Origin of the sequence: Mesorhizobium sp. M0195 (genome assembly GCF_040322115.1) — a bacterium.
Classification (GTDB): Bacteria; Pseudomonadota; Alphaproteobacteria; order Rhizobiales; family Rhizobiaceae; genus Mesorhizobium.
Genome location: NZ_JAMYSV010000009.1, coordinates 52,487 through 76,374 on the forward strand (window position 1 = coordinate 52,487; position 23,888 = coordinate 76,374).

Here is a 23,888-nt window from a genome sequence, read left to right on the forward strand (position 1 = left end):
CCTGTTGCCTTTAATCGCGAGGACCCAATGACCATCGCTTCCGATGCCATGCCATCATCTGCAGCAGCCCGGGCCAGGGACGCTACGGTGCGGCGCTTCGCGCTCACAGATGCCATATTTCGCGGACTCACCCGCGCTTCCGCAATCCTTGTGCTGGTCATCCTCGGCGGTGTCGCGATCTCGCTGTTTGCCGGCTCATGGCAGGCGCTGTCGTCCTTCGGCTTTTCTTTCCTGACGACTGAGAGCTGGAATCCGGTCACGGAAAAATTTGGCGCACTGGCGCCGATCTACGGCACCCTGGTGACGGCGGCCATCGCCATCCTGATCGCGGTTCCGATCGGCATCGGCATTGCGATCTTTCTCACCGAGCTCTGCCCGCGCCCGCTCAGGCGCCCGATCGGCATAGCGGTCGAGCTATTGGCCGGCATTCCCTCGATCATCTATGGTATCTGGGGCCTGTTCGTGTTCGCGCCATTCCTGCAGACGACGATACAGCCCTTCATCATCAACATCTTCCACGGCGTGCCGGGACTATCCAGCCTTTTCGCCGGCCCTCCTTACGGCATCGGCCTTCTGACCTCGGCGCTGATCCTCGCCATAATGGTGTTGCCCTTCATCACCTCGATCACCAAGGATGTCTTCGATACGGTGCCGGCGGTGCTGAAGGAATCGGCCTACGGCATCGGTTGCACGACCTGGGAAGTGACCCGGCGCGTGGTCATTCCCTATACCCGCATCGGCATCATGGGCGGCGTCATGCTTGGCCTCGGCCGGGCACTCGGCGAAACCATGGCGGTGACTTTCGTCATCGGCAACGCGCATCGCATCAGTGCCTCCCTGTTCGCACCGGGCACGACGATCTCGGCGACCATCGCCAATGAATTTACTGAGGCCGACGGCGACCTCTACACCTCCTCGCTGGTCGCGCTCGGCCTGATCCTGTTCGTCATCACCTTCCTGATCCTTGCCGCCGCCCGCTATATGCTGATGCGGATCGACGCCCGTACGGGAGCCTGACCGATGTCGACATCCTCATCGCTCCACAGCCGCCGCAAAGCCAGGAATTCGGTGATGATGGCGCTTTGCGTCGTCGCCGCCGGCATCGGGCTTGCCTGGCTGGCGCTCATCCTCGGTGCGTTGGTCTACAAGGGCACAGCCGGGCTTTCGTTCGCGGTCTTCACCGAGATGACGCCACCACCGGGCGAGGCCGGCGGCCTGCTCAATGCCATCGCGGGCAGCCTGCTGATGACGATCATCGCCGTTGTCGTCGGCACGCCGATCGGCGTGCTGGCGGGAACCTACATGGCCGAGTATGGACGCTTTTCGCGCATCACTACCGTCGTCCGCTTCATCAACGACATCCTGTTGTCGGCGCCGTCGATCATCATCGGCTTGTTCGTCTATGAATTGATGGTGCGGCCAATGGGACATTTCTCGGCCATTGCCGGCGCCGTGGCGCTTGCCATCCTGGTCATTCCGGTGGTCGTGCGCACCACTGAAGACATGCTCAACCTGGTGCCGAACGCGTTGCGTGAAGCCGGTGCCGCGATCGGCGCACCACGCTGGGTGGTGATCCGTTCGGTCGCCTACCGCGCCGCATTGTCCGGCATCGTCACCGGCATATTGCTGGCGATAGCACGCATTTCCGGCGAGACGGCGCCGCTGCTCTTCACCGCGCTCAACAACCAGTTCTGGAGCAGCAATATCAACGCGCCGATGGCCAGCCTGCCGGTGACCATCTTCCAGTTCGCTCTCAGCCCTTACGAGGAATGGCAGCAACTGGCGTGGACCGGCGCACTCATAATCACCCTGACGGTTCTGGGCTTGAGCATCCTCGCCCGCAGCCTTACCGGACGCAGAGAGGACAGATGACACAGATGTTGTCCCCAGACATGACGATGACCGAAACGGTCACCGAGAAGACGAAGATCGAGGTCAAGAACCTCAACTTCTACTACGGCCAGAGCAAGGCGCTGAAGGACATCAGCCTGTCGCTGCCCGAGCGCAGCGTCACGGCCTTCATCGGCCCTTCGGGTTGCGGGAAATCGACGCTGCTGCGCGTCTTCAACCGCATCTACGAGCTCTACCCGAAACAGACCGCCGAGGGCCAGGTGCTGCTTGACGGCAAGAACATTCTCGACCGGTCGCAGGATCTCAACCTCCTCAGGACAAAGATCGGCATGGTGTTCCAGAAGCCGACGCCGTTCCCGATGTCGATCTACGAGAACATAGCCTTCGGCGTCAGGCTCTACGAGAATCTCGGCAAGTCCGAGATGGACGGCCGCGTCGAGCAAGCGTTGAAGCGGGCGGCGCTGTGGAGCGAGGTCAAGGACAAGCTGAACGCCAGCGGCTTGAGCCTGTCCGGCGGCCAGCAGCAGCGGCTCTGCATTGCCCGCACCGTGGCAGTGAAGCCGGAAGTCATTCTGCTCGACGAACCGGCTTCGGCCCTCGACCCGCTGTCGACGGCCAAGATCGAGGAACTGATCGACGAGCTGCAAGCCGACTACACGATCGTCATCGTCACCCACAACATGCAGCAGGCGGCGCGCGTGTCGCGCCAGACCGCCTTCATGTATCTGGGTGAACTGGTCGAGTTCGACCGGACCGAGAAGATATTCACGTCGCCCCGCGAGAAGCGCACGCAGGACTACATCACCGGCCGCTTCGGCTGAGCCGTTCCGATCATGCATATGAGGACAGGACCATGGGCGAACACACAGTCGCTTCTTTCGACGAGGATCTCGAGCAGATCAGCAAGCTGATCCGCGACATGGCCGACCTCGCCGGTTCGATGGTCGGCGGGGCGACCAAGGCCCTGTTGAATTCCGACAACGTGCTGGCGCAACGCGTCGTCTCCGACGACGCCATCATGGACGCGCGTCAACGCGAACTGGACGACCGCGCCATCACCCTGATCGCCAAGCGCCAGCCAATGGCTCACGATCTGCGCCATGTCGTCGGAGCGATCCGCATGGCCGGCGACCTCGAACGCATCGGCGACCTTGCCAAGAATATCGCCAAGCGTGTGAGCGCGGTCGGCCTCAGCGTCACGCCGCGCGACCTATCGCATTCCATCGATGCGATGGCGCAGCTGGTGCTCATCCAGGTGCAGGGCGTCATCGAGGAGTATGCTGCAGGCGATGCGGCCGCGTTGGCCAAGCTGCGCGCCGCCGACGAGCGTATCGACGTCAAATACACGTCCGTGTTCCGCGAGCTGTTGACCTACATGATGGAAGATCCGCGCAACATCACCGCTTGCACGCATCTGCTGTTCTGCGCCAAGAATCTCGAGCGGATCGGCGACCATGTCACCAACATCGCCGAGAATGCGTATTATGTGCTGACCGGCGAGCAATTGCCCGTCAATCGTCCGAAGCAGGACGAAACAACAATGTCCGCGCCGGTGACATGATGGGGGTGCCCAGCCGATGATCGCACCACGCATAATGGTGGTGGAGGACGAGGAGCCGTTGGGCGTGCTGCTCCGCTACAATCTCGAATCCGAAGGCTACCAGGTCGAGGTGGTGACACGCGGCGACGAAGCCGAGATCCGTTTGCAGGAGAATGTGCCCGACCTTCTGGTGCTCGACTGGATGATACCGGCGGTTTCCGGCATCGAGCTCTGCCGCCGGTTGCGCGTGCGCCCCGAAACCGAGCGGCTGCCGATCATCATGCTGACCGCGCGCGGCGAGGAGAGCGACCGGGTGCGCGGTCTTTCGACCGGCGCCGACGACTATCTTGTCAAACCGTTTTCGACACCGGAATTCATGGCCAGGGTCAAGGCGCTGCTGCGGCGCGCCAAGCCGGAAGTGCTGTCCAGCGTGCTGAAGGTCGGCGACATCGTGCTCGATCGCGAATCGCACAGGGTCTATCGCAAGAAGAGCGAGATCCGGCTCGGGCCGACCGAATTCCGGTTGCTCGAGTTCATGATGCGGCATCCGGGCCGCGTCTTCTCGCGTAGCCAGTTGCTCGATAATGTCTGGGGCGAGACGATCTATATCGACGAACGCACCGTCGACGTGCATGTCGGGCGGCTGCGCAAAGCCGTCAATAACGGCCGCATGCCGGATGTCATCCGCACCATCCGCGGTGCCGGCTATGCGATCAGGGAAGATTGACCCGCCTGGTCAGGCGACGTTCTTTCTGACGCCGGGCCTCATTTGCGCGCCCGGCGCGAAAATCTCCTGGTCGACGAAGCTTAACGCCCGCATCGCGCAGCCTTCGCGGATCAGCGGCAATTCGTTCGGCTCGGTATCGAAGGAGATCGAGCCCGAGTGCTGGCCGCCGGCGGTCTGGGCGATGGCCTTGCGCAAGGCCGGCTCGATCAGATCGAAGGCGGCGGCACTGGCGCCGACCATCGCGACCGGTGCCGGATCGATCAGCGCGAACAGCGAGCCGAGACCGAAACCCAGCGCTTCGCCGGCCTTGCGGTAGGCCTCGCGTTCCGGCCCATCCTTCTCGCGCGCGCGGGCGGCCAGCGCGCGCATGTCGGCGTCGCCGACGTCGGCGACCGGTTCGCTGTCTTCGCTCATCTGCCTGGCGTTGCGCCAGATGGCATAGTTGCCGGCATAGGCTTCGATGCAGCCGCGCCGCCCGCAACGGCAGAGCGCGCCGCCCGGACGATGGATCATGTGGCCAAATTCGCCGCCCGAGGAATGCGTCCCGGTGAACAGTTCGCCCTTCAGCACAAGCCCCATACCGATGCCATGCGAAAGCAGGATGGCGATGAAGTCGTCGCGATAGCGATCCGGATTGCGCCAGCGCAAAGCCACCGCCATCATATTGCAGTCGTTCTCCACCGTGGCCGGGATGCCGAATTCGTCCTCCAGCATGTCGGCAAAGGCGATGTCGGTCTGCGGCGTGATCGGCGACCACAGCATGGCGCGTGCAGGGGAGTCGGTAATGCCCTGAATCGCCAGGGCGATGCGGGCGACACTGCGGACGTCAAGGTCTGGGTCCTCAAGCCGGCGCCGGACGATGGCCATGCATTCGCGGATCAGCTCGTCGCGCGGCATGGTCAGCGTGTCCAGCCGGCGCTGTTCCTCGGCGACCACCTGTCCCGCATAGTCGATAATGGCGGCCGACAGGAAATTCAGCGACAACACCACAGTCAGCACCGCCGCCGCTTCCGGGTTGAGGGCGAGGCCGACCTGTGGACGACCGCGTTTCAACGAAACGGGCTCACTTGCCTTGCTCTCGGCGAGGATGCCTTCCCGTATCAGGTCGGAGGAGATCGCCGATATGGTTGAATGACTGAGGCCGGTGGTGGCTGCGATCTCCGTACGCGATGGCTGGCCGGCCCGGCGCACCGCCGAGATCACCATCGCCCGGTTGCGCCGGCGCAAATCGTCATGGCGGATTCCGACCGACATCGTTTTGCTTTCCTCCCGGTTGCCGCGGCCGCTCATGAACCGGAAGCCCTCGGTAATGTCCGACAAATAGTGTCGGATGCGGCAAATAGTGTCAGATGCAGGTGGCGCTGTCATCGTTTATTCCGACGCTCGAAAAAACTCGCACAGTCATCAAAATCCATCAGAATCGATGTTGACAGCAGCCGGAGATCGGGCCAGTATTTTTTCGAGGCTCGAAAAAATTAGAGCTTCTAAGCTGGTCTTTGAGCCAATTGGTCACGCCGTACGCGGCGCAGGGAGGATATGATGAAGAAATTCACGACCGCCATTCTGGCGGGTGTCGCCATGACGCTGGCGCTGGCGTCGGTGGCGCAGGCGAAAGACAAGGTCATCGGCGTTTCCTGGTCGAACTTCCAGGAAGAGCGCTGGAAGACCGACGAGGCCGCAATGAAGGCGGCCATCGAGGCCGCCGGCGACAAGTATATTTCCGCCGACGCACAGTCCAACCCCGGCAAGCAGCTCACCGACGTCGAGAGCCTGATCTCGCAGGGTGCCAATGCGCTGATCATCCTGGCACAGGATGCCTCGGCCATCGGGCCGGCCGTGCAGAAGGCACTGGACGAAGGCATCCCCGTCGTCGGCTATGACCGGCTGATCGAGAACAAGGACGTGTTCTATCTGACCTTCGACAACAAGGAAGTCGGCCGCATGCAGGCCCGCGAAGTCTTCAAGGTGAAGCCGGAAGGCAACTACGTCTTCATCAAGGGTTCGGGTTCCGATCCGAATGCCGATTTCCTGTTTGCCGGTTCGATGGAGGTGCTGAAGGAGGCCATCGACAGCGGCAAGATCAAGAATGTCGGCGAGGCCTATACGGACGGCTGGCTGCCGGCCAACGCTCAGAAGAATATGGAACAGTTCCTGACCGCCAACGACAACAAGGTCGATGCCGTGGTCGCGGCCAATGACGGCACCGCCGGTGGCGTCGTCGCCGCGCTGACAGCACAAGGGTTGGCCGGATCGGTTCCGGTCTCGGGCCAGGACGGCGACCACGCCGCGCTGAACCGCATCGCGCTTGGCACACAGACCGTGTCGGTGTGGAAGGACGCGCGCGAGCTCGGCAAGAACGCCGCCGAGATCGCCTCGCAGCTTGCCGACGGCAAGCAGATGACCGACATTGCCGGCGTGAAGGATTTCACCACGCCCGGCGGCAACACGGTCAAGTCGCTGTTCCTGACTCCGGTCGCCATCACCAAGGATAACCTCAACGTCGTCATCGACGCCGGCTGGATCAAGAAAGAAGAGGTCTGCGCCGGCGTGGCGGCTGGCACTGTTGCGGTCTGCAACTGATCCGTCGTTTCCAAGCGTAGAGAACGCCGCGGCTGTAATGCCGCGGCGTTTTTTTCAAAAAGAATTGTTTTTCCGCTTCCGGCGGATAATTTCTAGGCTGCTTCCGGCATCCGCGGCAGACGGCAACCCGGCGGGAGAAACATGATGACCGACACGACTTCCAACACGCCGGTCGACAGCACGGCGGACCGGGCGCGGGAATCCGAGCTCGGCATCGTTGCCCGGTTTCTCAAGGCAACCGAGATCGACACCCGCATGCTCGGCATGGTCGGCGCGCTGTTGGTCATCTGGATCGGGCTGCATGTCGTTTCCAGCGTACGGCTCGGCGTCAATCCGTTCGACTTCGACAGCCGGACCTTCCTGACGCCACGCAATCTCTGGAACCTCTCGGTGCAGACTTCCGCCGTGGCCATAATGGCCGCCGGAATGGTGCTGGTTATCGTCATGCGCAATATCGACCTGTCGGTCGGTTCCGCCGAAGGCCTGATCGGCGTGGTCATGGGCTTTGCGCAGGTGCATTTCTTGGTGCGAATGATCGGTCTGCAACTCGGCAACCCCTGGATCTGGATCCTGGCGCTGGCCATTGGCCTGGCGCTCGGTCTTCTTATCGGAGCGTTCCAGGGATATATCATCGCTTATCTCGAGGTGCCGGCCTTCATCGTGACGCTGGGCGGCCTTCTGGTCTGGCGGGGTGCCGCATGGTGGGTCGCCAGCGGTCAGACGATTGCGCCGCTTGATGCCACGTTCCAGCTGATGGGCGGTGGGCCGGCGGGTTCGATCGGCGCGCGATGGAGCTGGATCGTCGGAATTATCGCGTGCCTGGCGGTTGTGTTCATGCTGCTCAACGGGCGGGTGCAGCGCAAGCGGTTCCGCTTTCCGTTGCGCCCGATCTGGGCCGAGACGTTCCTCGGTGTCCTCACCTGCGCTGTGATCATGGGGGCCATATGGCTCGCCAATTCCTATCCTTGGCCGGTCGGCATCGTGAACAGATACGCGGCGGCCAACAATATAACGGTTCCCGAAGGCGGGCTGTTCATCGCCCATGGCATCGCCATACCCGTGCTGATGGCTGTGGCGGTCGGGCTGATCATGACCTTCATCACCAAGCGTACCCGTTTTGGCCGCTATGTCTTCGCTATCGGCGGCAATCCGGAAGCCGCCAACCTTGCCGGTATCAACACGCGGTGGGTGACCATGAAGGTGTTCATGATCATGGGCGTGCTGGCGACGATCGCCGCGGCGATCTCGTCAGCCAGGCAGAACTCGTCGACCAATGCGCTGGGCACGCTAGACGAACTGCTGGTCATCGCCGCCGCGGTCATCGGCGGCACGTCACTTGCAGGCGGCTCCGGCACGGTGCTCGGCGCCATGCTCGGCGCACTTTTGATGCAGTCGCTGCAATCCGGCATGGTGCTGCTCGGCATCGATTCACCGCTGCAGAGCATCGTCGTCGGCGCCGTGCTGGTGCTCGCGGTCTGGCTCGATACCGTCTATCGCAAACGCGTTTAGGGAGGAGGAACGATCATGGCCGACAAGACCGCTCCCACGGGCACGCCTCTGATCGACATGCGCAGCATCTCGATCGCCTTCGGCGGCATTCGCGCCGTCGACGATGCCTCGGTCGATCTTTTCCCGGGCGAGGTGATGGCTTTGCTCGGCCACAACGGTGCCGGCAAATCGACGTTGATAAAAATCCTGTCCGGCGCCTATAAGCGCGATGCGGGCCAGATTTTCGTCAACGGCGAGGAGGCTTCGATCTCCAACCCCCGCGACGCCAAGAAGTACGGCATCGAGACGATCTATCAGACGCTTGCGCTGGCCGACAATGTCGATGCGGCCGCCAACCTGTTTCTCGGCCGCGAGCTGATGACCGGCTGGGGTACGCTCGACGACGTCGCCATGGAGGCCGAGGCGCGCAAGGTGATGGGCAGGCTCAATCCGCGTTTCCAACGCTTCAAGGAGCCGGTGGTAAAGCTTTCGGGCGGCCAGCGGCAGTCGGTGGCGATCGCCCGCGCCATCCTGTTCAATGCTCGCATCCTGATCATGGACGAGCCGACGGCGGCACTCGGGCCGCAAGAGACGGCGCAGGTCGGCGAACTGGTCAAGCAGCTCAAGGCCGACGGCATCGGCATCTTCCTGATCAGCCATGATATTCACGACGTGTTCGAGCTTGCCGACCGTGTCTGCGTCATGAAGAACGGTCGGGTTGTCGGCACGGCGCGCACAACCGATGTCACCCAGGACGAAGTGCTCGGCATGATCATCCTCGGCAAGTGCCCACCCGGCGCCATTCCGGGGCCGGGCGCGCTGAAGATCGCCGCATGAACGAGAATTAGCCGGCTAATCACAAGCCGCCAAAATGTGCCAGTCGTCACCATGCTTTGGCCTGGGCATTGTGTTGGCGTCGGGACTTGCCCATAAAGATGCCGAACCGTCCACGGGACGTATCTGCAATTGAAGAAGCTGTTTCCGACCGTCGCTTTTATCGCCGTCGCGCTGATCAGCCTGACGATGGCGGGCTTTGCCTATTTTGCCACCCAGGAGGCGGCCCGCATTAAATTCGAGGCGACGGCGGACGACGCGCTTAACCGGATCGAAAGCCGCATCGACCTGGACCTGTCGCTGCTGCGCGCAACGCGAGCGCTGTTCGACGCGCGCAATGGCGGTATCTCGCAAGGCGAGTTCAAGGCTTTCTTCAACGCGCTCGACATCGACAATAATTTCGCCGGTCTGCGCGGCATCGGTTTCCTCCGCCTGGCGAAAACTGGCAACGAGGCGGCGGTCGAGCGCGACATCCTGCACGATCACGGCGCAAGCCACCCGATCTACCCCGACACGAACTTACCGTGGCGTACGCCCATCGTGCTGTTCGAACCGCTGGATCCGTCCAACAAATCCAGCATCGGCTACGACATGTTCACCGGGCCGGCGCGGCGCGAGGCGATCGAAAAGGCGATGGCCGACGACCAGCAGCACGCCAGCGGGCTCGTGCAGCTCGGCAAGGATACGGGTGCCGCGCAGACCTTTACCGGGTTCCTCGTCTTCGTCCGGCTCAATGTCGAAACCGCGCCGGACGCCGTGAACGCGACGAGATCCTCGACTGCCGGCCTCCTTTATGCGGCCTTCCGCGCCCGTGACCTGTTCCAGGCTGCGCTCAGTCGGGCACCATTGCTGCCGGTTAACACCGAGATCTATGACGGCACGGTGGACAGCGACAACCTGCTGTTCCAATCGGAAACGCCGCCTGTTTCGAGCCTCGGCGACAGGCTGCTGGTCACCCGCAAGATCACCGTCGCCGGCCGGCCGTGGGTCGTCCTGTTCAGGCCGACAAGTGCTTTCTCGCAACCTTCCTCGCGCGCCATCCCGGTGATGCTCGGATTGTTCGGACTGCTGCTTGCGGGCGCCATCGCGCTGGTGGCCCGCTATCAGGAGCGGGCCTATGAGGCGATCTCGCTGCTTCACGAAACGACCGAAAAGAGCCTGCTGGAAAAAGACCTGATGCTGCAGGAGATGAAGCATCGCATCAAGAACTCGATCACGCGGGTGCTGGCAATCGCGCGCCAGACAGCATCGCACACTACCGACGTCCAGGAATTCTCGGCTTCTTTCTCGGCCCGGCTGCAGGCGATGGCGGCTTCCCAGGACATGCTGACGCGCTCACGCTGGCAGAAAGCCGATCTCGGCGACCTGCTGCGCATCGAGCTAGGCCAGGTGTTCGGCAGTGAGCTTCCTGAAGGGCTGCTGTCGGGACCGCAGGTTCTTCTCGATGAAAAGACGACGCAGGCACTCGGCCTCGTCTTTCACGAACTGGCGACTAACGCGCTGAAGCATGGCGAAGCCGGCAATTCAGTCGGTGCGCTGAAGGTCGACTGGTCGCTCGAAGGCCGTAGCGGCGCCCGGACATTGGCCCTCAACTGGCGCGAGGCCGGTCAGAAGAAGCTCGCGACACCGGCAAAGAGCGGTTTTGGCACCAGACTGATCGATCTCAACATCACACGCGAATTGCGTGGCACAATCAGGCGCGATTTTCGCGAAGATGGTTTGAACGTGGAAATCAGGGTTCCGCTGCCGGCCTGAAACGCCTCTCGCGGGCCGCGTCGCAACAGCGCTTCAAAGGGCAAACGCGAAGACAGGTGGCCTGCCTCCGCGTTTGCTATTCGCCTGGAGCTCGAAACTAGTTGCAGCGAGCTGTGTAAATCCGGCCGTGACGATCTCTGTATTGGCAGTAGCCATTTTGCAGACGGCGAACCAGCAGACCGCCAATCGCACCAGCGCCAGCGCCGATCAAAGCGCCCTTGCCGCCGCCGACAGCGCCACCAATGAGCGCGCCGCCCACAGTGCCGATACCCACGTTCTCTTCCGTGGTGGTGCAGCCGCTGACCGCAACCACGGCAACCATGGCAATAATCATCTTCCGCATGAAGTCATCCTCACTTTTGTCCTCACTTTAATAAGCTCCAGCCGCCATTTAGCATGAAAGTACGGCCTTTGCCCGCACGATTTCATTGTTGATTAAGATAGTCTTTTTCGGGGCGTGCGCCGTTCGATGCTACCACGAACCCGGAAATCTCCAAGGACGCATCGAGCGTGCCGTCGGGACGCACGTTCCAGACGATCCTGTCATAGTCGTCCTCGAGCGCCGGATCGACGGCAAGGCATTTGGCGACGAGATGTTGGGCCTGGCCTTGCAGGTCGGTGACCGCGAATGGGCACGGCCAGTACTCGGGCAGTGGTTTCAAAGCGATCAAGCAGAGGCGAACTCGATCAGATCAACTGGGACGCTGCGGTCAGGACGATCGCGGCCATAAGCGCGACGGCGGCGAAGCGGAGGGGCGAAGCACGAGGCGCGGGCGCTGCGGACGCTTCGGGATCCTGAAAACCGCCCATCGAGACACGAGCGGCCTGTTCCAGTCTGTTCAAGTCGGCAGCCGTCAAGGCCCATTCCTTTCATTTTGTGCCAAACTCAATCGATGGATCGACACGTCGGACAGGATCGGACTTTATGGTGAACAGTCGGTTAAAGTTGGCGATGCGCAGAACCCTTCTCGCGGCGGCCGCCGTTCGTTCAATCCGTCTCGAAATTGCCGTGAGGAACAAGAAGGCGGTATTCGAGGCGGTTCCCGGTGATCTCAAGTGTCGCCGTTCCATTCAACGATGTGGGTACGACGCGTTCAAGCGCGACGCTGCCAAAACGCTTCTCGCTGCGCTGATTGTCGTTGGCTCCGATCGCTTCTGCCCATGTCAGCGACAGCGCAGGCTCGCCAGCGGAAGCTGCCGTCAGATCGGCCGTCACCTCGACGAAACCGTCGCTGCGCGACAGCGCGCCATAGCTGACCGAATTGACGGCGAGCTCATGCATGGCCAAGCCGATGTGCAAGGCGGCATTGGGGTTGAGATATGGATTTGCGCCGCGGAAACGCAGGCTGTGTAAAGGGTCCGCGCCGTACCTGCCGACCTGACCGGAAACCAGCTCGCGCAGCGCTGCGCCCCGCCAGTTGGATGACGTGACTAGGTCCTGCGAGGAGGCCAGCGACTGCAATCGGCCACGGAAACGCGTCAGGAAATCATCAATGCTGCCGGAATAACGGCCTGTCTGGGTGGCGATGCTCTGGATGATGGCCAAAAGGTTCTTGGAGCGATGACTGACTTCACGCAGCAGCGCCTTCAGCGTCTGCTCCCGGCGTTTCTGCTCGGTTGTTTCGACCATGGTGGTCACGACGCCCTGCACCGCGCCGGTGTCGCTGCGGTCGGCGTCGATCCACACCTGAAACCAGCGGGCGCCATCATCGGCCGGCACGCTGAGTTCGAGATGTTGAGGATTGCCGGAGACGATGACGTCGTGCTTGGCGGCGCCGATACGCTCTGCCTGCGCCGGTGGCAAGATGCCGTTGTTGTCGGAGGCATCGGAAGTCCATGGTGCGCGCATGTTGCGCGCCCACACAGTTTTCATCTCGCGATCCTGGTATAGAACGGAAATCCCGGTATTGTGCAGTGCATGGAGAAGGGCCCGGCCAAGCTGCATTCCGGGATGCAAAGCGATGATCTCATCACTCCGGCCGCGGTCTTTCATTTTTCCGACTCTGGAACGCATCGGTCAATTTTGCTCAACCCACGTCAGGCTGAACGGCTCACGGAAAAATGGGTTCCAAAAGGAGGAGCTGCGGATCAAGCCCTAAAAGCGGTCCGCCGAGCGGCATCCCGTTGGAGGACACTGCCCGGCGGTGGCTGGAAACCGTTTGAGGGGTGCGGCTTCCAGTGTTCGCTTGAATGGCCGCTTGGCATTCACGCCCGTCTGATCAGGCCGGCAATTAGCGATATGATCAGGAAGGCGAGAAAGATGAAGAACAATATCTGCGCTATGCCGGCCGAGGTGCCAGCGATGCCGCCGAAACCAAGCGCACCGGCGATAATCGCCACGACTAGAAATACGAGCGCCCAGTAAAGCATGATCCATCTCCTTCCAATGCTGCGGTGAAAACGTGATTCGCCTCCGTTTGTTCCACCATTTCCCGAAAAAGACGATGCTGAAAATCGTTGCGGCCCGAATTGCTGCGATGTGTGCGAAAAGGTCCTCGTCAGGTTCGGCAGCAGTTGGCTGTCGTGTGTTAAGCCGGCGTCACGCCCCATCTGGTCCAAGAGGAGTGGCTATCCCACACCCTGGCGGCGGCAACTCGGCCGCCCGCTGTTCATGCCGCGGCTTTCGCGTGCCGGTCAAAGAACAGGGCCTGGCTGATAAGAGCCTTGACCATATCCGGGTTGAACGGCTTGGTAACGAGGAAAGCCGGTTCCGGCCGCTCGCCGGTGAGCAGGCGCTCGGGAAAGGCGGTGATGAAGATCACTGGCACCGAGGTGGACGACAGGATCTCATTGACGGCCGCGATGCCCGAACTGCCGTCGGCAAGCTGAATATCGGCAAGCACCATCTTTGGCCGCGTCTTGCCGAACATCGCCACCGCCTCGGCGTGGGTGCGCGCCGTTCCGACGACGCGGTGGCCGAGGCTTTCGACCATTTCCTCGATATCCATGGCGATCAGCGGCTCATCCTCGATGATCAGCACATCGGTTGCCACCTGGCGGGAGATCTCGTTGCTCGCCTGCGCGAGAAGTTCGGAGAATTCCTGTTCGTCGACGTCGAGAATCTCCGCCGCCTCATCTTCGCTGAAGCCTTCAACCGCGACCAGCAGAAAGGCTTGGCGGGGACGAGGCGCAATTGCATTCAGATTGGCCGCGGCACGCTGTTCCCATGCCGACTGGGCATGCTCCTGCGGAACGCGAATGGCCACTGAGGTGAAGAGCTTGGCAAAGACCTTGTAGAGCGCGATGCGGTCGTTCGATGCGTTCGGAAAGATGTCGACATCGGCAATGATGGCCTCGAGCATTGCGGCGACCAGCGCGTCGCCGCTCTCCTGCGATCCGGATACAGCGCGCGAGAAGCGACGCAGGAACGGCAGGTGCGGAGCGATGGTTGCTGATAGGCTCATATTGGACGTCTCCCTCATATGACGTGATGCATGTTACAGCTAAAAACGGTTCGCAGGGCCCAAGGGTGAAAACGCAGGTTCTGCGAAAAAGTTCCGATCATGCGGAACTAAGTATATGGGCTGGCGTTTAAGGGCGGGTTGGGCAACCAGACGAGGCTGCCGCTTGCCTTGCGTTATGTGTTGAAGGGCGGCTTAAGGCTGGGACAAAAGGGCGAATGAAGAACATGACGAAAGCTACCATGGGTGGCGTTGGCAACGGGCGCCGGGCTGCTTCCCGCGACCCGCTTGGGCCGAACTCGGAAATCGGCCGCAAACTCAAACAATACTACGACGAGCTGGTCTCCGACAATGTGCCGGATCGCTTCGCCCAACTGCTCAGCCAGTTGGAAAAGGCCGAACCTGTACAAAAGAAGGACTGAGGCATGGCGGCCGTCTCCCAGGGCTTCAAGACCGACTTGCTCGGCTCGATCCCGAGCCTGCGGGCTTTTGCCGTGTCGCTGACGCAAAACGCCGACAAGGCCGACGACCTGGTGCAGGAAACATTGGTCAAGGCCTGGGACAAGCATGAAAGCTTCCAGCCCGGCACCAATCTGAAGGCATGGCTGTTCACGATCTTGCGCAACGAATTCTATTCGCAGATGCGCAAGCGCGGCCGCGAGGTGCAGGACAGCGATGGCGTCATGACGGCCAGGCTTGCCGTTCACCCGGCCCAGCACGGCCAGCTTGACCTCGAGGACTTTCGCGGCGCGCTCGAATTGCTGCCAGAAGACCAGCGCGAAGCCATTATCCTCATCGGCGCGTCCGGCTTCTCCTACGAGGAAGCGGCCGAGATCTGCGGCTGCGCCGTCGGAACGATCAAGAGCCGCGTCAGCCGCGCCCGCACACGGCTGCAGGAAATCCTGAAGATCTCCGGTGAAGACGAGTATGGCCCGGACGCAATTTCGGCTCAGGTAACCGGGTCGACGGCTGCGTGAGGCGCGGCGTGTTCGAACCGCTCCGCGCCTCAGCGGAGAGGCGTTCGCCTGCAGGCCGCCGCCACTGCCTCGAGGAGATCGTCTCCCGAATAGGGCTTGGTGACCAGCCTGACGCCGGGAAAGGATTTCTTGATCTCATCGGTATCCGAATAGCCCGAGGCGAAGACGAACGGGATGCCCGCTTCACGCAGCCGCGAAGCAAATTGGAGCGTCGAAACGCCGCTCAGCATGAGGTCGACGATGGCGACATCGAACTGCGCGGCAACGTCTTGCTGTTCGATCTCAGTCAGATCACGGGCGATGACCACATTGAGCGCGCCGTAGTCGCGGCAAAGCTGCTCGATATCCATGGCAATCAGGAACTCATCTTCCAGGATAAGAATCCGCAAACCGTCAAGTGATGCGCGCACGCAGCAATATCTCCTTAAATGCGTATCGTGAAACGAGGGAAGTCATGATCGTTATTTGGCATGCTGTCATTTAAAAAAGACGTGCCGGCGCGGATGCGTCGGCCTCGGCCCATGCAAGGCATTTGCAACGCGCGCTGCCGGAGATAGGGTTAGAAGAGGTTCGCGCCGGAACCTTGGGGTCTGTCGGGCGTTTCGACCGAGCAAAATCATGGAGAGTGAAGCAATGGCGACTGCCGCAGGTAAGGCCGGGAACGAAGCCCGCACGAATTCCGATATTGAGGCCGACATCGCACAATTGAAGGCCGACATCGATCAACTTACCAAGCTGTTGGCCAAAACTGGCGAACATGGCTACGGGGCAGCGCGGCGAGCCGCCGCCGAAGGCGTCGAGCAGTTGCGAACCCAAGGCGAGGCAGCTTTCGATAGCTTGCGCGCGAACGCCAGGGACATCGAGGCGCAGATGATAGCGCATATGCGCGAAAAACCGGTGACTTCGCTGGCGATCGCCGCAGGCGTCGGATTCCTCTTCGCGCTTCTCGCGCGCCGCTAGTTCTGCACGCATGGGAATGCTTGCATCGCTGATCTCGGGCCTTGCCTCGGGCGAAACCATTGCGGCGGTGCAACGCGTGCGCGTCGCTGCGATTGTCTATTCGGTCGCAGCGCTCGCGGCGCTGTGCGGCCTCGGGTTCCTCGTCGGGGCGGCCTATATCTGGGCGGCGGCCCGCTATGGGCCGATGGCAGCTTGCCTGAGCTTCGGGATCGGCTTTCTGGCAATCGCCGGTCTCATCCTGCTCGTCTACCGGATGTCGGCCGGCTCGCGCGCCAGGCGCCGGGCGAAGCGACGCAACGCCGACATGAAGGCTATCGGCATCACTGCGGCACTCGCCGTGCTGCCGGCGCTGCTCAAGGGCAAAGGTGGCCTGGCGAAGGGCGGGTTGGGCGCCATTCTCGGCCCGGCGATAGCACTCGCTGCCTACGCCATCTACCGCGAGAATGTGAAGCGCGGCTCGGATAATCCGGATACCGGCAAACCCGAATAGTTCGGAGGGGATAGTTCAGGGCAAACGGTTCTGGCGCCGGTCGCAAAATGCCGGCGTTACAAATCTTCGAGCGGAATCGATATTTCCGCGACCACGCCATCCGGCCGGAATTCATGGGTCACCTCGCTGGAAATGACCTTGGCCAGGCTGCGGCGGATCAGGATCGAGCCGAAGCCATGGCGTTCGGGCGGCGCAACCCGCGGGCCGCCGCTTTCGCGCCAGGCCAGCAACAGACGCCGTGCACCCTTCCTGCCTTGTACCTTCCAATCGAGATCGACCTTTCCGGAAGAAACCGAGAGCGACCCGTATTGCAGTGCGTTGCTTGCCAGTTCATGCAGGATCAGCCCGAGTCCGACTGCCTGGTCGGGTGAGAGCAAGACATCGGCGCCGGAGATCGCCATCCGCGATTGTCCGGCGGCTTGGAACGGCTTTACCTCGATCTGCACCAGCTCGCGGATGCCGATGCCGCGCCACTCGCGGTCCGACAGCAGGCTGTGCGCAACGCCCAGTGCCTGCAGCCTGGCGCTGAAGGCGCCGAGGAATTCGCTTGGCTGGCGGGCATGGCGAACGGTCTGCGTGGCCAGCGCCTGTACAGTTGCCAACGTGTTCTTGACGCGATGATTGAGCTCGCGCAGCAACAGCCGTTGGCGTTCGTCGCCTAGCTTGCGTTCAGTGATGTCGTAATTGACGCCGAAGATCAGCGTCGGCTTGCCCTCGCCGTCGCGCTCTATGACGCGGCCGCGCGTTGCGACCCATCGTGGCGGATCGAGGCCTCTGACACGGTATTCGCCAAAATAGTCATCGCTGCCGGTCAGCGCGTCGCGAAAGCGTGTTTCGGTCTGGTGAACGTCGCGCGGGTCGATGGCGGTCAGGATGTCGCGCGCCCTCAGCCTGTTCGACTTCGGCAGGTTGAACAATTCGGGCAGCAGGACGTCGCAGTCGATCATGTCGCTGCGGATATCCCATGCCCAGCTGGCAAGCGAAGCCGCGTCGAGCGCGATAGCGCGCCGCTTTTCCTCTCGAACCAATGCGGCCTTGGCGATCGCCGCGCTGCGGGTTGCATCCTTCAGCGTGAACAGGCTGGCGGCGAGTCCAGCCAGCGCCGACAACTGGTCGAGCTGGACAGAGGAGGGATGCGCGTGCGGCTTCCGGTCGAGCACGCACAGCGTGCCGATCAGCGCGCCGTCGATCATGATCGGCACGCCTGCGTAAAAGCGGATATGATGCTCGCCGGTGACCAGCGGATTGGCTTTGAACCGCGGATCGGCCGCCGCGTCGGCCACCACCATCGGCACGTTGCCGGCTGCGATGGCATAGGCACAGAACGATGTCTCGGTCGCGGTTTCGGTCTGGTCGAGGCCGATACAGGACTTGAACCACTGCCGCTCGGCGTCGAGCAGCGTGATCAGTGCGACAGGCGTTTGCATCGCCGAAGCGGCAAGACCGCCAATGCGATCGAAATCAGGGTCGGCAGCCCTGTCCAGCGCGTCGAGGCCGTGCAGCACGGCAAGACGGTCCGCGGCGCCCACCACACGGCGAATATCGGCCGGCAGACCCGGCGTGTTCTGGCTATTGTCGTCCACTATGCCCCCAGTGGCCGGCTCCGCTGATTGATCAGGCCAACCGGCCCGTTTGCCGCCTTGCAGAGCCGGAACTTTCGCTGCGGGGGACCGTTACCAGCCAACGCCCCGCCAGTTACGCCTGCCGGCGCCAAATATGGAGCCAGACAATGCCAAAAACCATTCCTGAAAACAAAGCCCGTCAAGGGCGGCGGGGTCGGCATGTCCTTCGTATCCTGATCGCCGCGCTGCTGCTGGCCTTTATCGCCTGGGGCGTCGCCGAAATCTACGGCTGGATGATCGAGACGCCGAAGACCGAACAGGGCAACACGCCCAGCGGCTAGGTTCTCCCCATCGCTCGTGCCAGCTCGCATCACGCAGCCCCACATCAGGCATCCCACGTCAGGCAACCTTTGCCTCGGCGGCGCGCGCCGGGACGAGAACATTCAACGCGCGCGGATGGATTTCGACGGTCGTCTCGCGATCGAGCTTTACCAGTTCGCCGTCCATGACGGCCTGAACTTTCCTGTTCGTCGAATGGATTTTCAAAACGGCGCGGTTTGCCTGATGGATTTCGACATGTTCGTTGCCGCGCCATTTCCCACGGGCGACGTCAAAGAGGAACCTGATCAATTCGCCGCGCCGCCGTGCTACGGTGACATAGATGCCCAGCACGCCGCCTGCCGGATCATCGGCATAGGGCAGGTGGCCCTCGCCAAACAGATTGTTGGTGATGCCGATACCGGTGATCCGGGTTTTGATCTCGGCCTCGCCGATCGTCAGCGTTACGTTCATCGCCGGCGGGTTGTTGATCGTTGCCCAAGCGGCTCGCACCGAGGCACGCATTTTCCCCAGCCGCGAGCCGAATTCCATCTTCTGGCGCAGTTGCACCATCCTGGCATGCATGCCGATCGAGAATTGATGCACGAAAGGCCGGCCGTTGGCTGTTGCAATGTCAATCGCCATCACCTCGCCGTCGGCAAACGATTTCAGCGCCGCATCGAGGGTCTGCGGAATGCCGAGGCCGCGCGCAAAAAGGTTCATTGTGCCAGCCGGCAGAATTGCCAGTGCCTTCTCCCCATTCATCAAACGGGCTGCCGCGGCCGAAATGGTGCCGTCGCCGCCGCCGGCCAGCACGGCGTCGATGCCGCGCCTGGAAGCTACGCCGTCCAGTGTGGCGACGATATCCTTGCCGGCAACGATTTCGATATCGATCGAGTGGCCGGCAGTCTCAAGCGTGCTGCGCATCCGACTGGCGAAGGCCTCAAGATCGATGGTGCGCAGGGTGCCGCCGTCCTTGTTCAGCACCGCTGCAAACCGCATGGCCGTTCCATTTTTTCCAGCACCTATCCGGCCGGGACGGGGTCCCAGCCGGGAGTGGAACGGCGCGGCCGAGAAAATGTTCCTTTCGACCAGCGCAGTGAATCCGAGAACCATTGACATCGTACCGGGTGCACCACGGCTTTTTTCGGAACAACAGTGTGGTCACAACGTTGTGAACATGCAGAAGACGCTGCGCCCGCAGTGACGCCAGGCGGGCAGGGCGTGCACGAAATCACCGACGAGGAGACACTAAGATGATCCGCACCCTTTTAACCACGACAGCAGTCGCAACATTGATTGCGACGGGTGCCTTTGCGCAGTCGGCGACGACCCCGGCGCCGGCGCAGCCACCCGCAGTAGAGAACCCCGCTCCAGCCGCTCCGGTGCAACGGGCCGAGGGCAGCCTTGCTACCAACATCATCGGCGAATCCGTCTATAACGGCACCGGCGCCGATGCCCAGAATATCGGCAACGTCAGCGACATCGTCTTCGACGAGCGCGGCAAGGTAAAATCCGTCGTCATCGGCGTCGGCGGATTCCTGGGCATCGGAACCAAGAATGTCGCCTTCGACTACGGCAAGATGCAATGGGCAGAAAAGAACGGCGACCGCTGGCTGATAGCTCAGACGACGAAGGATGAGTTGACGGCTCAGCCGGATTTCGACCGGAAGCCTTACGATCCGCCTCCGCCGCCAGCTTCGGCCGATAATGCGGCACCCGCCGCCCCTTCGGCTTCCACCAGCGCGCAAAATACAACGCCAGCGCCTGCCGCGCCGGCTGAGCCAGTGAAGCGCGCCGAAGGCAATCTCGCCACCAATATCATCGGCGAGACCGTCTATAACGGCACCGGCGACGACGCCCAAAACATCGGTGACGTAAACGACATCGTCATCAACAAGGAAGCCAAAGCGCAATCGCTGATCATCGGCGTCGGCGGCTTCCTCGGCATCGGCGAAAAGAACGTCGCCTATGATTTCGACAAGGCGCAGTGGGCCGAGAGGAACGGCGATCGCTGGCTGGTCGCGCAAACCACCAAGGAAGAGCTGCAGGCGCAGCCGGACTTCAACCGCAAGGCCTATGATCCGGCGCCGGCATCCACTGCTTCGAACGATGCCAATGCGCCTGCCACCGTCACGCCTACCGTGATGGCCAGCAACACCGCGTCGACCAACAACACTGCGACGACCAATAACGCTGACCAGGCCGGCAAGACGGCTCAAAACGCCCCAGCGCCCGCAACGGCCGACCAGACCAAAACCGGGTCGATCGACAAGTCGACGTTGACTGAAATGCCGATCGGCCAGATCCGGGCCGAGGATCTGGTTGGAACGACCGTTTACGGCGCCAACGATGTCAACGTCGGCGAGATCGGCGATATCGTGCTGGGCGCCGATAAAAAGGTCGATGCAGTCATTATCGATGTCGGCGGGTTCCTCGGTGTCGGCGAGAAGGAGGTGGCGGTCGGCATGGACAACCTGAAATTCATGACCGACAAGAACGGCAAGCGCTATCTCTACACGAACTTCACCAAGGAGCAGCTCGAAGCGCAGGCCCCCTATGACAAGGCCAGCTATGCGCAAAACCGCGACAAACAGCGCATGATCATGCGCTAAGCAGCACACAGGTCGATAGAAGCCCCCGCCGGCAACGGCGCGGGCTTTGTTTATGGCGAGGGAAAGCCGGCGACATGGCCGGCAACGCCATTGTCCGTCAATTCGGCGAGCGCCAGAGATTGGTCGAGATGCTCGGCCCGCCAGGCAAGCAGCCTTTCGGCAAGTTCCAACCGCACCGGCAGATAGGCTGGGTCGTCAGCGACGTTGGCCAGCTCGCCGGCATCTTTTTCCAGGTCGAAGAGCAAGGGCGGCAGGCCGCCCCCGAAATTCACATATTTGAACTTTTGGGTGCGGATGACAGCGAGATTGCACTGACGCGGACCGATACCGAAATAGCGTTCTGCATCACCATCGGCGATCGAGCGGAAATCGAACTCCCAATGCGCCGCATCGCGCCAATCGTCCGGCTCCGTTGCGTCCAGGAAAGGCGCCAGCGAGCGGCCGTCGAGCCGCGGCAGCACTTCGCCGCCGGTGAGCTCGAGCCCAGTGAGCTCGAGCAAGGTCGGTGCCAAATCGACCGCCTCGGTGAAGCGGTCGACACTGCTGCCGGCAGCCTTGCGGCGGCGCGGATCGCGAATGATCAGCGGAATATGGAAGCTGCCGTCGAAGAAGCCGCCCTTGCCCAGCATGAAATGATCGCCCATCATCTCGGCGTGGTCTGAGGTCAGCACGATGACGGTGTCGTCCCATGCATCGGCCGCCTTGACCGCTTGCCAGACACGGCCAAGCTGCGCGTCGACCTCCGAGATCATGCCGTAATAGAGCGCCCGGATGCGGCGAAAACTATCGTCGCTCCAGTCGCGCACCTTACCTTCCGAGCCGGGGCGGAATTTCGACCGTTCCTGCCGGTCTAATTCATAGGCGAGATAGGGGTGGCTTGCTGCTTCGGCCTGCCAGCTTTCAGCGCGGTCAAAAGCTGGGCCGACGGCCGGATCGTACATGGTGTTGTAAGGCGCCGGCACGATGAAGGGCGGATGGGGGCTGATGAAGGAAAGGTGCGCGAACCACGGCGCATCGTGCTCCTGCTCGCCGAGCCAGCGGATGAATTCGCCAGCCAGGAAGGCCGACGGCGTCTCGTCCTTCGAATAGATTGGCGGGGCGTTGCTGATCTCGCCGTCGTTTTCCAGGATTTCGCCCGCCGGGCGGTGGATGTCGGGGGAGCCGGCGCCGGCATCGACGCCGCGCGCCTTGAGCCATGACAGCCAGGGCCTCTGATGCTCGGGCAGAAGCTGGCGCACGGTAAAGCCCGGCAGCACGCCTTCATAACTCTTCAGCTGCGGATCGCCAGGCGCCAGCGTGCGCGGGTCGCGCGCCGTGTCGGTATAACCGAACAGCGTCGGATCATAGCCGAGGGCGCGCGCCCAGAGCGCTATGTTGCCGTGGCGGGCGTCGAGCGGTGTGCCGTTGCGGCAGACACGATTGTTCATCTGATAGAGGCCGGTGTAGAGGCAGGCGCGCGCCGGCGAGCAAGGTGCGGCGCCGCCATAGTGCTTCCGGAACAAAACGCCCTCGGCAGCCAGCGCGTCGGCATTCGGCGTCCTTACCACCTTGTGGCCAGCAGCTGACAGGCAGTCGCCGCGCCACTGGTCGCAGGTGATCAGGAGAATGTTGGGGCGTTTTCCACTCAACCGCTGTATCCTCATGCTGGCTACATGCGTCGCTCATGGAGCGCAATTTCGGCGAGTATGCAAGCCGGTCCAGTTTGCCGAATGGTGAACAAGACCTGCTTCGTCGTTCACTTTAACAGCACAGTCCATTCTGTGTTTGCCGCCTTTGCGGCCAGGAGGCGGATGCTCATATTTGCGTGGACAGCGGCAAGGGCCGCACCGGCACAAGGAAGGGAGCCACAGATATGCTCGACCAGGTCAAAGGCCTGCATCACGTCACCTCGATGGCCAGCGATGCGCGTCAGAACAATGAATTCTTCACAGGGACGCTCGGCCTGCGGCGGGTCAAGAAAACCGTCAATTTCGACGCACCCGACGTCTACCACCTCTATTACGGCGACGAGGTCGGCACGCCCGGCTCGGTGATGACCTACTTTCCGTTCCCGAACATCGGCAAAGGGCGCCATGGAGTCGGCGGAGTCGGCACCACCGCTTATTCGGTGCCCGAGGGCACGCTCGGCTATTGGGAGAAACGGTTTGCCGAGCAAGGTGTCACCGGGCTGTCACGCGAGGAGACGTTCGGCGAGAAGCGTCTTGCGTTTGCCGGTCCCGACGGCGACGGGTTTGCGCTGGTCGAGGACAGAGCGGACAGCCGTGCGCCATGGGCCAAGGGTGGCATCCCCACCGACGAGGCGATCCGCGGCTTCCACTCGGTGTCGCTCAGGCTGAAAGATGGCGGCGCCACCGAAGAGCTGCTGAAATTCATGGGTTATGAGGAGGTCGACAAATCCGGCAACGTCAGGCGGCTGGCGGTGAAGAACGGCAACGGCGCCGATGTGGTCGATATCGAATCGCTGCCAGGGGCCGGCTTCGCCAATCTCGGCGCCGGCTCGGTCCACCATGTCGCTTTCGCCGTCGAGAACCGCGCCAAGCAGCTCGAAGTGCGCAAGGCGCTGCTCGATACAGGTTATCAGGTGACGCCAGTGATCGACCGCGATTATTTCTGGGCGATCTACTTCCGCACACCGGGCGGCGTGCTGTTCGAAGTCGCCACCAACGAGCCGGGCTTCGACCGCGACGAGGATACCGCCCATCTCGGCGAGGCGCTGAAACTGCCGTCGCAACACCAGCATTTGCGGCCCTATCTCGAGCAGCATCTGCAGAAACTGGAAGACTGAGGGCA

26 protein-coding genes and 1 pseudogene are annotated in these 23,888 nt (G+C 62.1%); 16 read left to right on the top strand and 11 right to left on the bottom strand.

Features of this window, described 5'->3' with window-relative positions:
- Positions 1 to 27: 27 nt before the first annotated feature.
- The 5 genes from pstC to phoB are packed head-to-tail and all read left to right on the top strand — an operon-like array spanning position 28 to position 4,118.
- Complete coding sequence (gene pstC, locus NKJ12_RS18665; protein WP_254816570.1) at positions 28 to 1,017, top strand: phosphate ABC transporter permease subunit PstC; 990 nt, start codon at positions 28 to 30, stop codon at positions 1,015 to 1,017.
- A 3-nt stretch (positions 1,018 to 1,020) separates the two neighbouring features.
- Positions 1,021 to 1,872 (top strand): phosphate ABC transporter permease PstA, encoded by an 852-nt coding sequence (gene pstA / locus NKJ12_RS18670; RefSeq protein WP_023720929.1) that lies wholly within the window; start codon positions 1,021 to 1,023, stop codon positions 1,870 to 1,872.
- Positions 1,869 to 2,672, top strand: coding sequence for a phosphate ABC transporter ATP-binding protein PstB (gene pstB, locus NKJ12_RS18675; protein WP_254816571.1), 804 nt, complete (start codon positions 1,869 to 1,871; stop codon positions 2,670 to 2,672). Before pstA ends, pstB begins: the two co-directional genes overlap by 4 nt.
- 32 nt (positions 2,673 to 2,704) lie before the next feature.
- Entirely contained in the window at positions 2,705 to 3,412 is a 708-nt protein-coding gene (gene phoU, locus NKJ12_RS18680; RefSeq protein ID WP_254816572.1) for a phosphate signaling complex protein PhoU, read from the top strand.
- Between the two features lie 16 nt (positions 3,413 to 3,428).
- Positions 3,429 to 4,118, top strand: coding sequence for a phosphate regulon transcriptional regulator PhoB (gene phoB, locus NKJ12_RS18685; RefSeq protein WP_031212149.1), 690 nt, complete (start codon positions 3,429 to 3,431; stop codon positions 4,116 to 4,118).
- A 9-nt stretch (positions 4,119 to 4,127) separates the two neighbouring features.
- Here the strand turns inward: phoB and NKJ12_RS18690 are convergent, their stop codons facing one another.
- A complete protein-coding gene (locus NKJ12_RS18690; protein ID WP_352704329.1) occupies positions 4,128 to 5,372 on the bottom strand; it encodes an ROK family protein in 1,245 nt (414 codons plus the stop codon).
- Between the two features lie 285 nt (positions 5,373 to 5,657).
- On the opposite strand from NKJ12_RS18690, the gene xylF reads away from it, so the two are divergent.
- The 4 genes from xylF (at position 5,658) to NKJ12_RS18710 (ending at position 10,775) form a co-directional block, all read left to right on the top strand.
- On the top strand, positions 5,658 to 6,698 hold the full coding sequence (xylF, locus tag NKJ12_RS18695) for a D-xylose ABC transporter substrate-binding protein (protein WP_352505024.1): 1,041 nt from the start codon (positions 5,658 to 5,660) through the stop codon (positions 6,696 to 6,698).
- A gap of 144 nt (positions 6,699 to 6,842) precedes the next feature.
- A complete protein-coding gene (locus tag NKJ12_RS18700; RefSeq protein ID WP_352476199.1) occupies positions 6,843 to 8,207 on the top strand; it encodes a sugar ABC transporter permease in 1,365 nt (454 codons plus the stop codon).
- Positions 8,208 to 8,222: 15 nt separating this feature from the next.
- Positions 8,223 to 9,023 carry an ATP-binding cassette domain-containing protein gene (locus NKJ12_RS18705; RefSeq protein WP_352704331.1) on the top strand — a complete coding sequence of 267 codons (801 nt, stop codon included), beginning with the start codon at positions 8,223 to 8,225 and terminating at the stop codon, positions 9,021 to 9,023.
- A gap of 129 nt (positions 9,024 to 9,152) precedes the next feature.
- A complete protein-coding gene (locus tag NKJ12_RS18710; RefSeq protein WP_352687319.1) occupies positions 9,153 to 10,775 on the top strand; it encodes a CHASE domain-containing protein in 1,623 nt (540 codons plus the stop codon).
- Between the two features lie 97 nt (positions 10,776 to 10,872).
- On the opposite strand, the gene NKJ12_RS18715 is transcribed toward NKJ12_RS18710, so the two are convergent.
- The 6 genes and pseudogenes from NKJ12_RS18715 to NKJ12_RS18740 form a co-directional block, all read right to left on the bottom strand.
- On the bottom strand, positions 10,873 to 11,118 hold the full coding sequence (locus tag NKJ12_RS18715; RefSeq protein WP_006328050.1) for a YMGG-like glycine zipper-containing protein: 246 nt from the start codon (positions 11,116 to 11,118) through the stop codon (positions 10,873 to 10,875).
- Between the two features lie 82 nt (positions 11,119 to 11,200).
- Positions 11,201 to 11,407: pseudogene (locus NKJ12_RS18720) on the bottom strand (hypothetical protein); the annotation flags it as partial.
- Positions 11,408 to 11,462: 55 nt separating this feature from the next.
- On the bottom strand, positions 11,463 to 11,633 hold the full coding sequence (locus NKJ12_RS18725; RefSeq protein WP_352476202.1) for a hypothetical protein: 171 nt from the start codon (positions 11,631 to 11,633) through the stop codon (positions 11,463 to 11,465).
- Between the two features lie 130 nt (positions 11,634 to 11,763).
- Positions 11,764 to 12,789, bottom strand: coding sequence for a sensor histidine kinase (locus NKJ12_RS18730; protein ID WP_352704333.1), 1,026 nt, complete (start codon positions 12,787 to 12,789; stop codon positions 11,764 to 11,766).
- Between the two features lie 191 nt (positions 12,790 to 12,980).
- Positions 12,981 to 13,145, bottom strand: coding sequence for a DUF1328 domain-containing protein (locus tag NKJ12_RS18735; protein ID WP_023678541.1), 165 nt, complete (start codon positions 13,143 to 13,145; stop codon positions 12,981 to 12,983).
- Positions 13,146 to 13,384: 239 nt separating this feature from the next.
- Complete coding sequence (locus tag NKJ12_RS18740) at positions 13,385 to 14,179, bottom strand: response regulator (protein ID WP_352476204.1); 795 nt, start codon at positions 14,177 to 14,179, stop codon at positions 13,385 to 13,387.
- A gap of 215 nt (positions 14,180 to 14,394) precedes the next feature.
- On the opposite strand from NKJ12_RS18740, the gene NKJ12_RS18745 reads away from it, so the two are divergent.
- Together NKJ12_RS18745 and NKJ12_RS18750 are read left to right on the top strand one after the other, a co-directional pair.
- Positions 14,395 to 14,598 (top strand): NepR family anti-sigma factor, encoded by a 204-nt coding sequence (locus NKJ12_RS18745; RefSeq protein WP_023678543.1) that lies wholly within the window; start codon positions 14,395 to 14,397, stop codon positions 14,596 to 14,598.
- A 3-nt stretch (positions 14,599 to 14,601) separates the two neighbouring features.
- A complete protein-coding gene (locus tag NKJ12_RS18750) occupies positions 14,602 to 15,153 on the top strand; it encodes a sigma-70 family RNA polymerase sigma factor (protein WP_023678544.1) in 552 nt (183 codons plus the stop codon).
- A 29-nt stretch (positions 15,154 to 15,182) separates the two neighbouring features.
- Here NKJ12_RS18750 and NKJ12_RS18755 read toward each other — a convergent pair whose 3' ends face one another.
- Complete coding sequence (locus NKJ12_RS18755; protein WP_502896068.1) at positions 15,183 to 15,503, bottom strand: response regulator; 321 nt, start codon at positions 15,501 to 15,503, stop codon at positions 15,183 to 15,185.
- 283 nt (positions 15,504 to 15,786) lie between these two features.
- On the opposite strand from NKJ12_RS18755, the gene NKJ12_RS18760 reads away from it, so the two are divergent.
- Together NKJ12_RS18760 and NKJ12_RS18765 are read left to right on the top strand one after the other, a co-directional pair.
- Entirely contained in the window at positions 15,787 to 16,113 is a 327-nt protein-coding gene (locus NKJ12_RS18760) for an ElaB/YgaM/YqjD family protein (RefSeq protein ID WP_352505030.1), read from the top strand.
- Positions 16,114 to 16,123: 10 nt separating this feature from the next.
- Entirely contained in the window at positions 16,124 to 16,603 is a 480-nt protein-coding gene (locus tag NKJ12_RS18765; RefSeq protein WP_352505031.1) for a hypothetical protein, read from the top strand.
- A gap of 56 nt (positions 16,604 to 16,659) precedes the next feature.
- On the opposite strand, the gene NKJ12_RS18770 is transcribed toward NKJ12_RS18765, so the two are convergent.
- Positions 16,660 to 18,186: a sensor histidine kinase gene (locus NKJ12_RS18770; RefSeq protein WP_352505032.1), complete on the bottom strand. Its 1,527-nt coding sequence runs from the start codon at positions 18,184 to 18,186 to the stop codon at positions 16,660 to 16,662.
- A gap of 146 nt (positions 18,187 to 18,332) precedes the next feature.
- Between NKJ12_RS18770 and NKJ12_RS18775 the strand changes: the two genes are divergently transcribed.
- Positions 18,333 to 18,506, top strand: coding sequence for a hypothetical protein (locus NKJ12_RS18775; protein WP_292659198.1), 174 nt, complete (start codon positions 18,333 to 18,335; stop codon positions 18,504 to 18,506).
- Positions 18,507 to 18,564: 58 nt separating this feature from the next.
- On the opposite strand, the gene NKJ12_RS18780 is transcribed toward NKJ12_RS18775, so the two are convergent.
- The gene (locus tag NKJ12_RS18780) at positions 18,565 to 19,485 is read right to left on the bottom strand and encodes a diacylglycerol/lipid kinase family protein (protein WP_352704336.1); all 921 of its coding nucleotides are present in this window, start codon (positions 19,483 to 19,485) and stop codon (positions 18,565 to 18,567) included.
- Between the two features lie 254 nt (positions 19,486 to 19,739).
- Here NKJ12_RS18780 and NKJ12_RS18785 point away from each other — a divergent pair, with 254 nt between their 5' ends.
- Positions 19,740 to 21,098 (top strand): PRC-barrel domain-containing protein, encoded by a 1,359-nt coding sequence (locus tag NKJ12_RS18785; RefSeq protein WP_352704338.1) that lies wholly within the window; start codon positions 19,740 to 19,742, stop codon positions 21,096 to 21,098.
- 50 nt (positions 21,099 to 21,148) lie between these two features.
- On the opposite strand, the gene NKJ12_RS18790 is transcribed toward NKJ12_RS18785, so the two are convergent.
- The gene (locus tag NKJ12_RS18790; RefSeq protein ID WP_352687330.1) at positions 21,149 to 22,726 is read right to left on the bottom strand and encodes an alkaline phosphatase family protein; all 1,578 of its coding nucleotides are present in this window, start codon (positions 22,724 to 22,726) and stop codon (positions 21,149 to 21,151) included.
- Positions 22,727 to 22,950: 224 nt separating this feature from the next.
- Between NKJ12_RS18790 and NKJ12_RS18795 the strand changes: the two genes are divergently transcribed.
- Complete coding sequence (locus tag NKJ12_RS18795) at positions 22,951 to 23,883, top strand: VOC family protein (RefSeq protein WP_352687332.1); 933 nt, start codon at positions 22,951 to 22,953, stop codon at positions 23,881 to 23,883.
- The last annotated feature ends 5 nt before the right edge of the window (positions 23,884 to 23,888 follow it).

Coding starts and splice junctions, on each gene's coding strand:
- pstB (WP_254816571.1), top strand. CDS start 1,869: ATGACACAGATGTTGTCCCCAGACATGACGATGACCGAAACGGTCACC.
- NKJ12_RS18765 (WP_352505031.1), top strand. CDS start 16,124: ATGGGAATGCTTGCATCGCTGATCTCGGGCCTTGCCTCGGGCGAAACC.
- pstC (WP_254816570.1), top strand. CDS start 28: ATGACCATCGCTTCCGATGCCATGCCATCATCTGCAGCAGCCCGGGCC.
- NKJ12_RS18715 (WP_006328050.1), bottom strand. CDS start 11,118: ATGCGGAAGATGATTATTGCCATGGTTGCCGTGGTTGCGGTCAGCGGC.
- phoU (WP_254816572.1), top strand. CDS start 2,705: ATGGGCGAACACACAGTCGCTTCTTTCGACGAGGATCTCGAGCAGATC.
- NKJ12_RS18745 (WP_023678543.1), top strand. CDS start 14,395: ATGAAGAACATGACGAAAGCTACCATGGGTGGCGTTGGCAACGGGCGC.
- NKJ12_RS18795 (WP_352687332.1), top strand. CDS start 22,951: ATGCTCGACCAGGTCAAAGGCCTGCATCACGTCACCTCGATGGCCAGC.
- NKJ12_RS18750 (WP_023678544.1), top strand. CDS start 14,602: ATGGCGGCCGTCTCCCAGGGCTTCAAGACCGACTTGCTCGGCTCGATC.
- NKJ12_RS18755 (WP_502896068.1), bottom strand. CDS start 15,503: ATGGATATCGAGCAGCTTTGCCGCGACTACGGCGCGCTCAATGTGGTC.
- NKJ12_RS18780 (WP_352704336.1), bottom strand. CDS start 19,485: ATGCGGTTTGCAGCGGTGCTGAACAAGGACGGCGGCACCCTGCGCACC.
- NKJ12_RS18700 (WP_352476199.1), top strand. CDS start 6,843: ATGACCGACACGACTTCCAACACGCCGGTCGACAGCACGGCGGACCGG.
- phoB (WP_031212149.1), top strand. CDS start 3,429: ATGATCGCACCACGCATAATGGTGGTGGAGGACGAGGAGCCGTTGGGC.
- NKJ12_RS18740 (WP_352476204.1), bottom strand. CDS start 14,179: ATGAGCCTATCAGCAACCATCGCTCCGCACCTGCCGTTCCTGCGTCGC.
- NKJ12_RS18705 (WP_352704331.1), top strand. CDS start 8,223: ATGGCCGACAAGACCGCTCCCACGGGCACGCCTCTGATCGACATGCGC.
- NKJ12_RS18735 (WP_023678541.1), bottom strand. CDS start 13,145: ATGCTTTACTGGGCGCTCGTATTTCTAGTCGTGGCGATTATCGCCGGT.
- xylF (WP_352505024.1), top strand. CDS start 5,658: ATGAAGAAATTCACGACCGCCATTCTGGCGGGTGTCGCCATGACGCTG.
- NKJ12_RS18775 (WP_292659198.1), top strand. CDS start 18,333: ATGCCAAAAACCATTCCTGAAAACAAAGCCCGTCAAGGGCGGCGGGGT.
- NKJ12_RS18760 (WP_352505030.1), top strand. CDS start 15,787: ATGGCGACTGCCGCAGGTAAGGCCGGGAACGAAGCCCGCACGAATTCC.
- pstA (WP_023720929.1), top strand. CDS start 1,021: ATGTCGACATCCTCATCGCTCCACAGCCGCCGCAAAGCCAGGAATTCG.
- NKJ12_RS18690 (WP_352704329.1), bottom strand. CDS start 5,372: ATGTCGGTCGGAATCCGCCATGACGATTTGCGCCGGCGCAACCGGGCG.
- NKJ12_RS18785 (WP_352704338.1), top strand. CDS start 19,740: ATGATCCGCACCCTTTTAACCACGACAGCAGTCGCAACATTGATTGCG.
- NKJ12_RS18730 (WP_352704333.1), bottom strand. CDS start 12,789: ATGCGTTCCAGAGTCGGAAAAATGAAAGACCGCGGCCGGAGTGATGAG.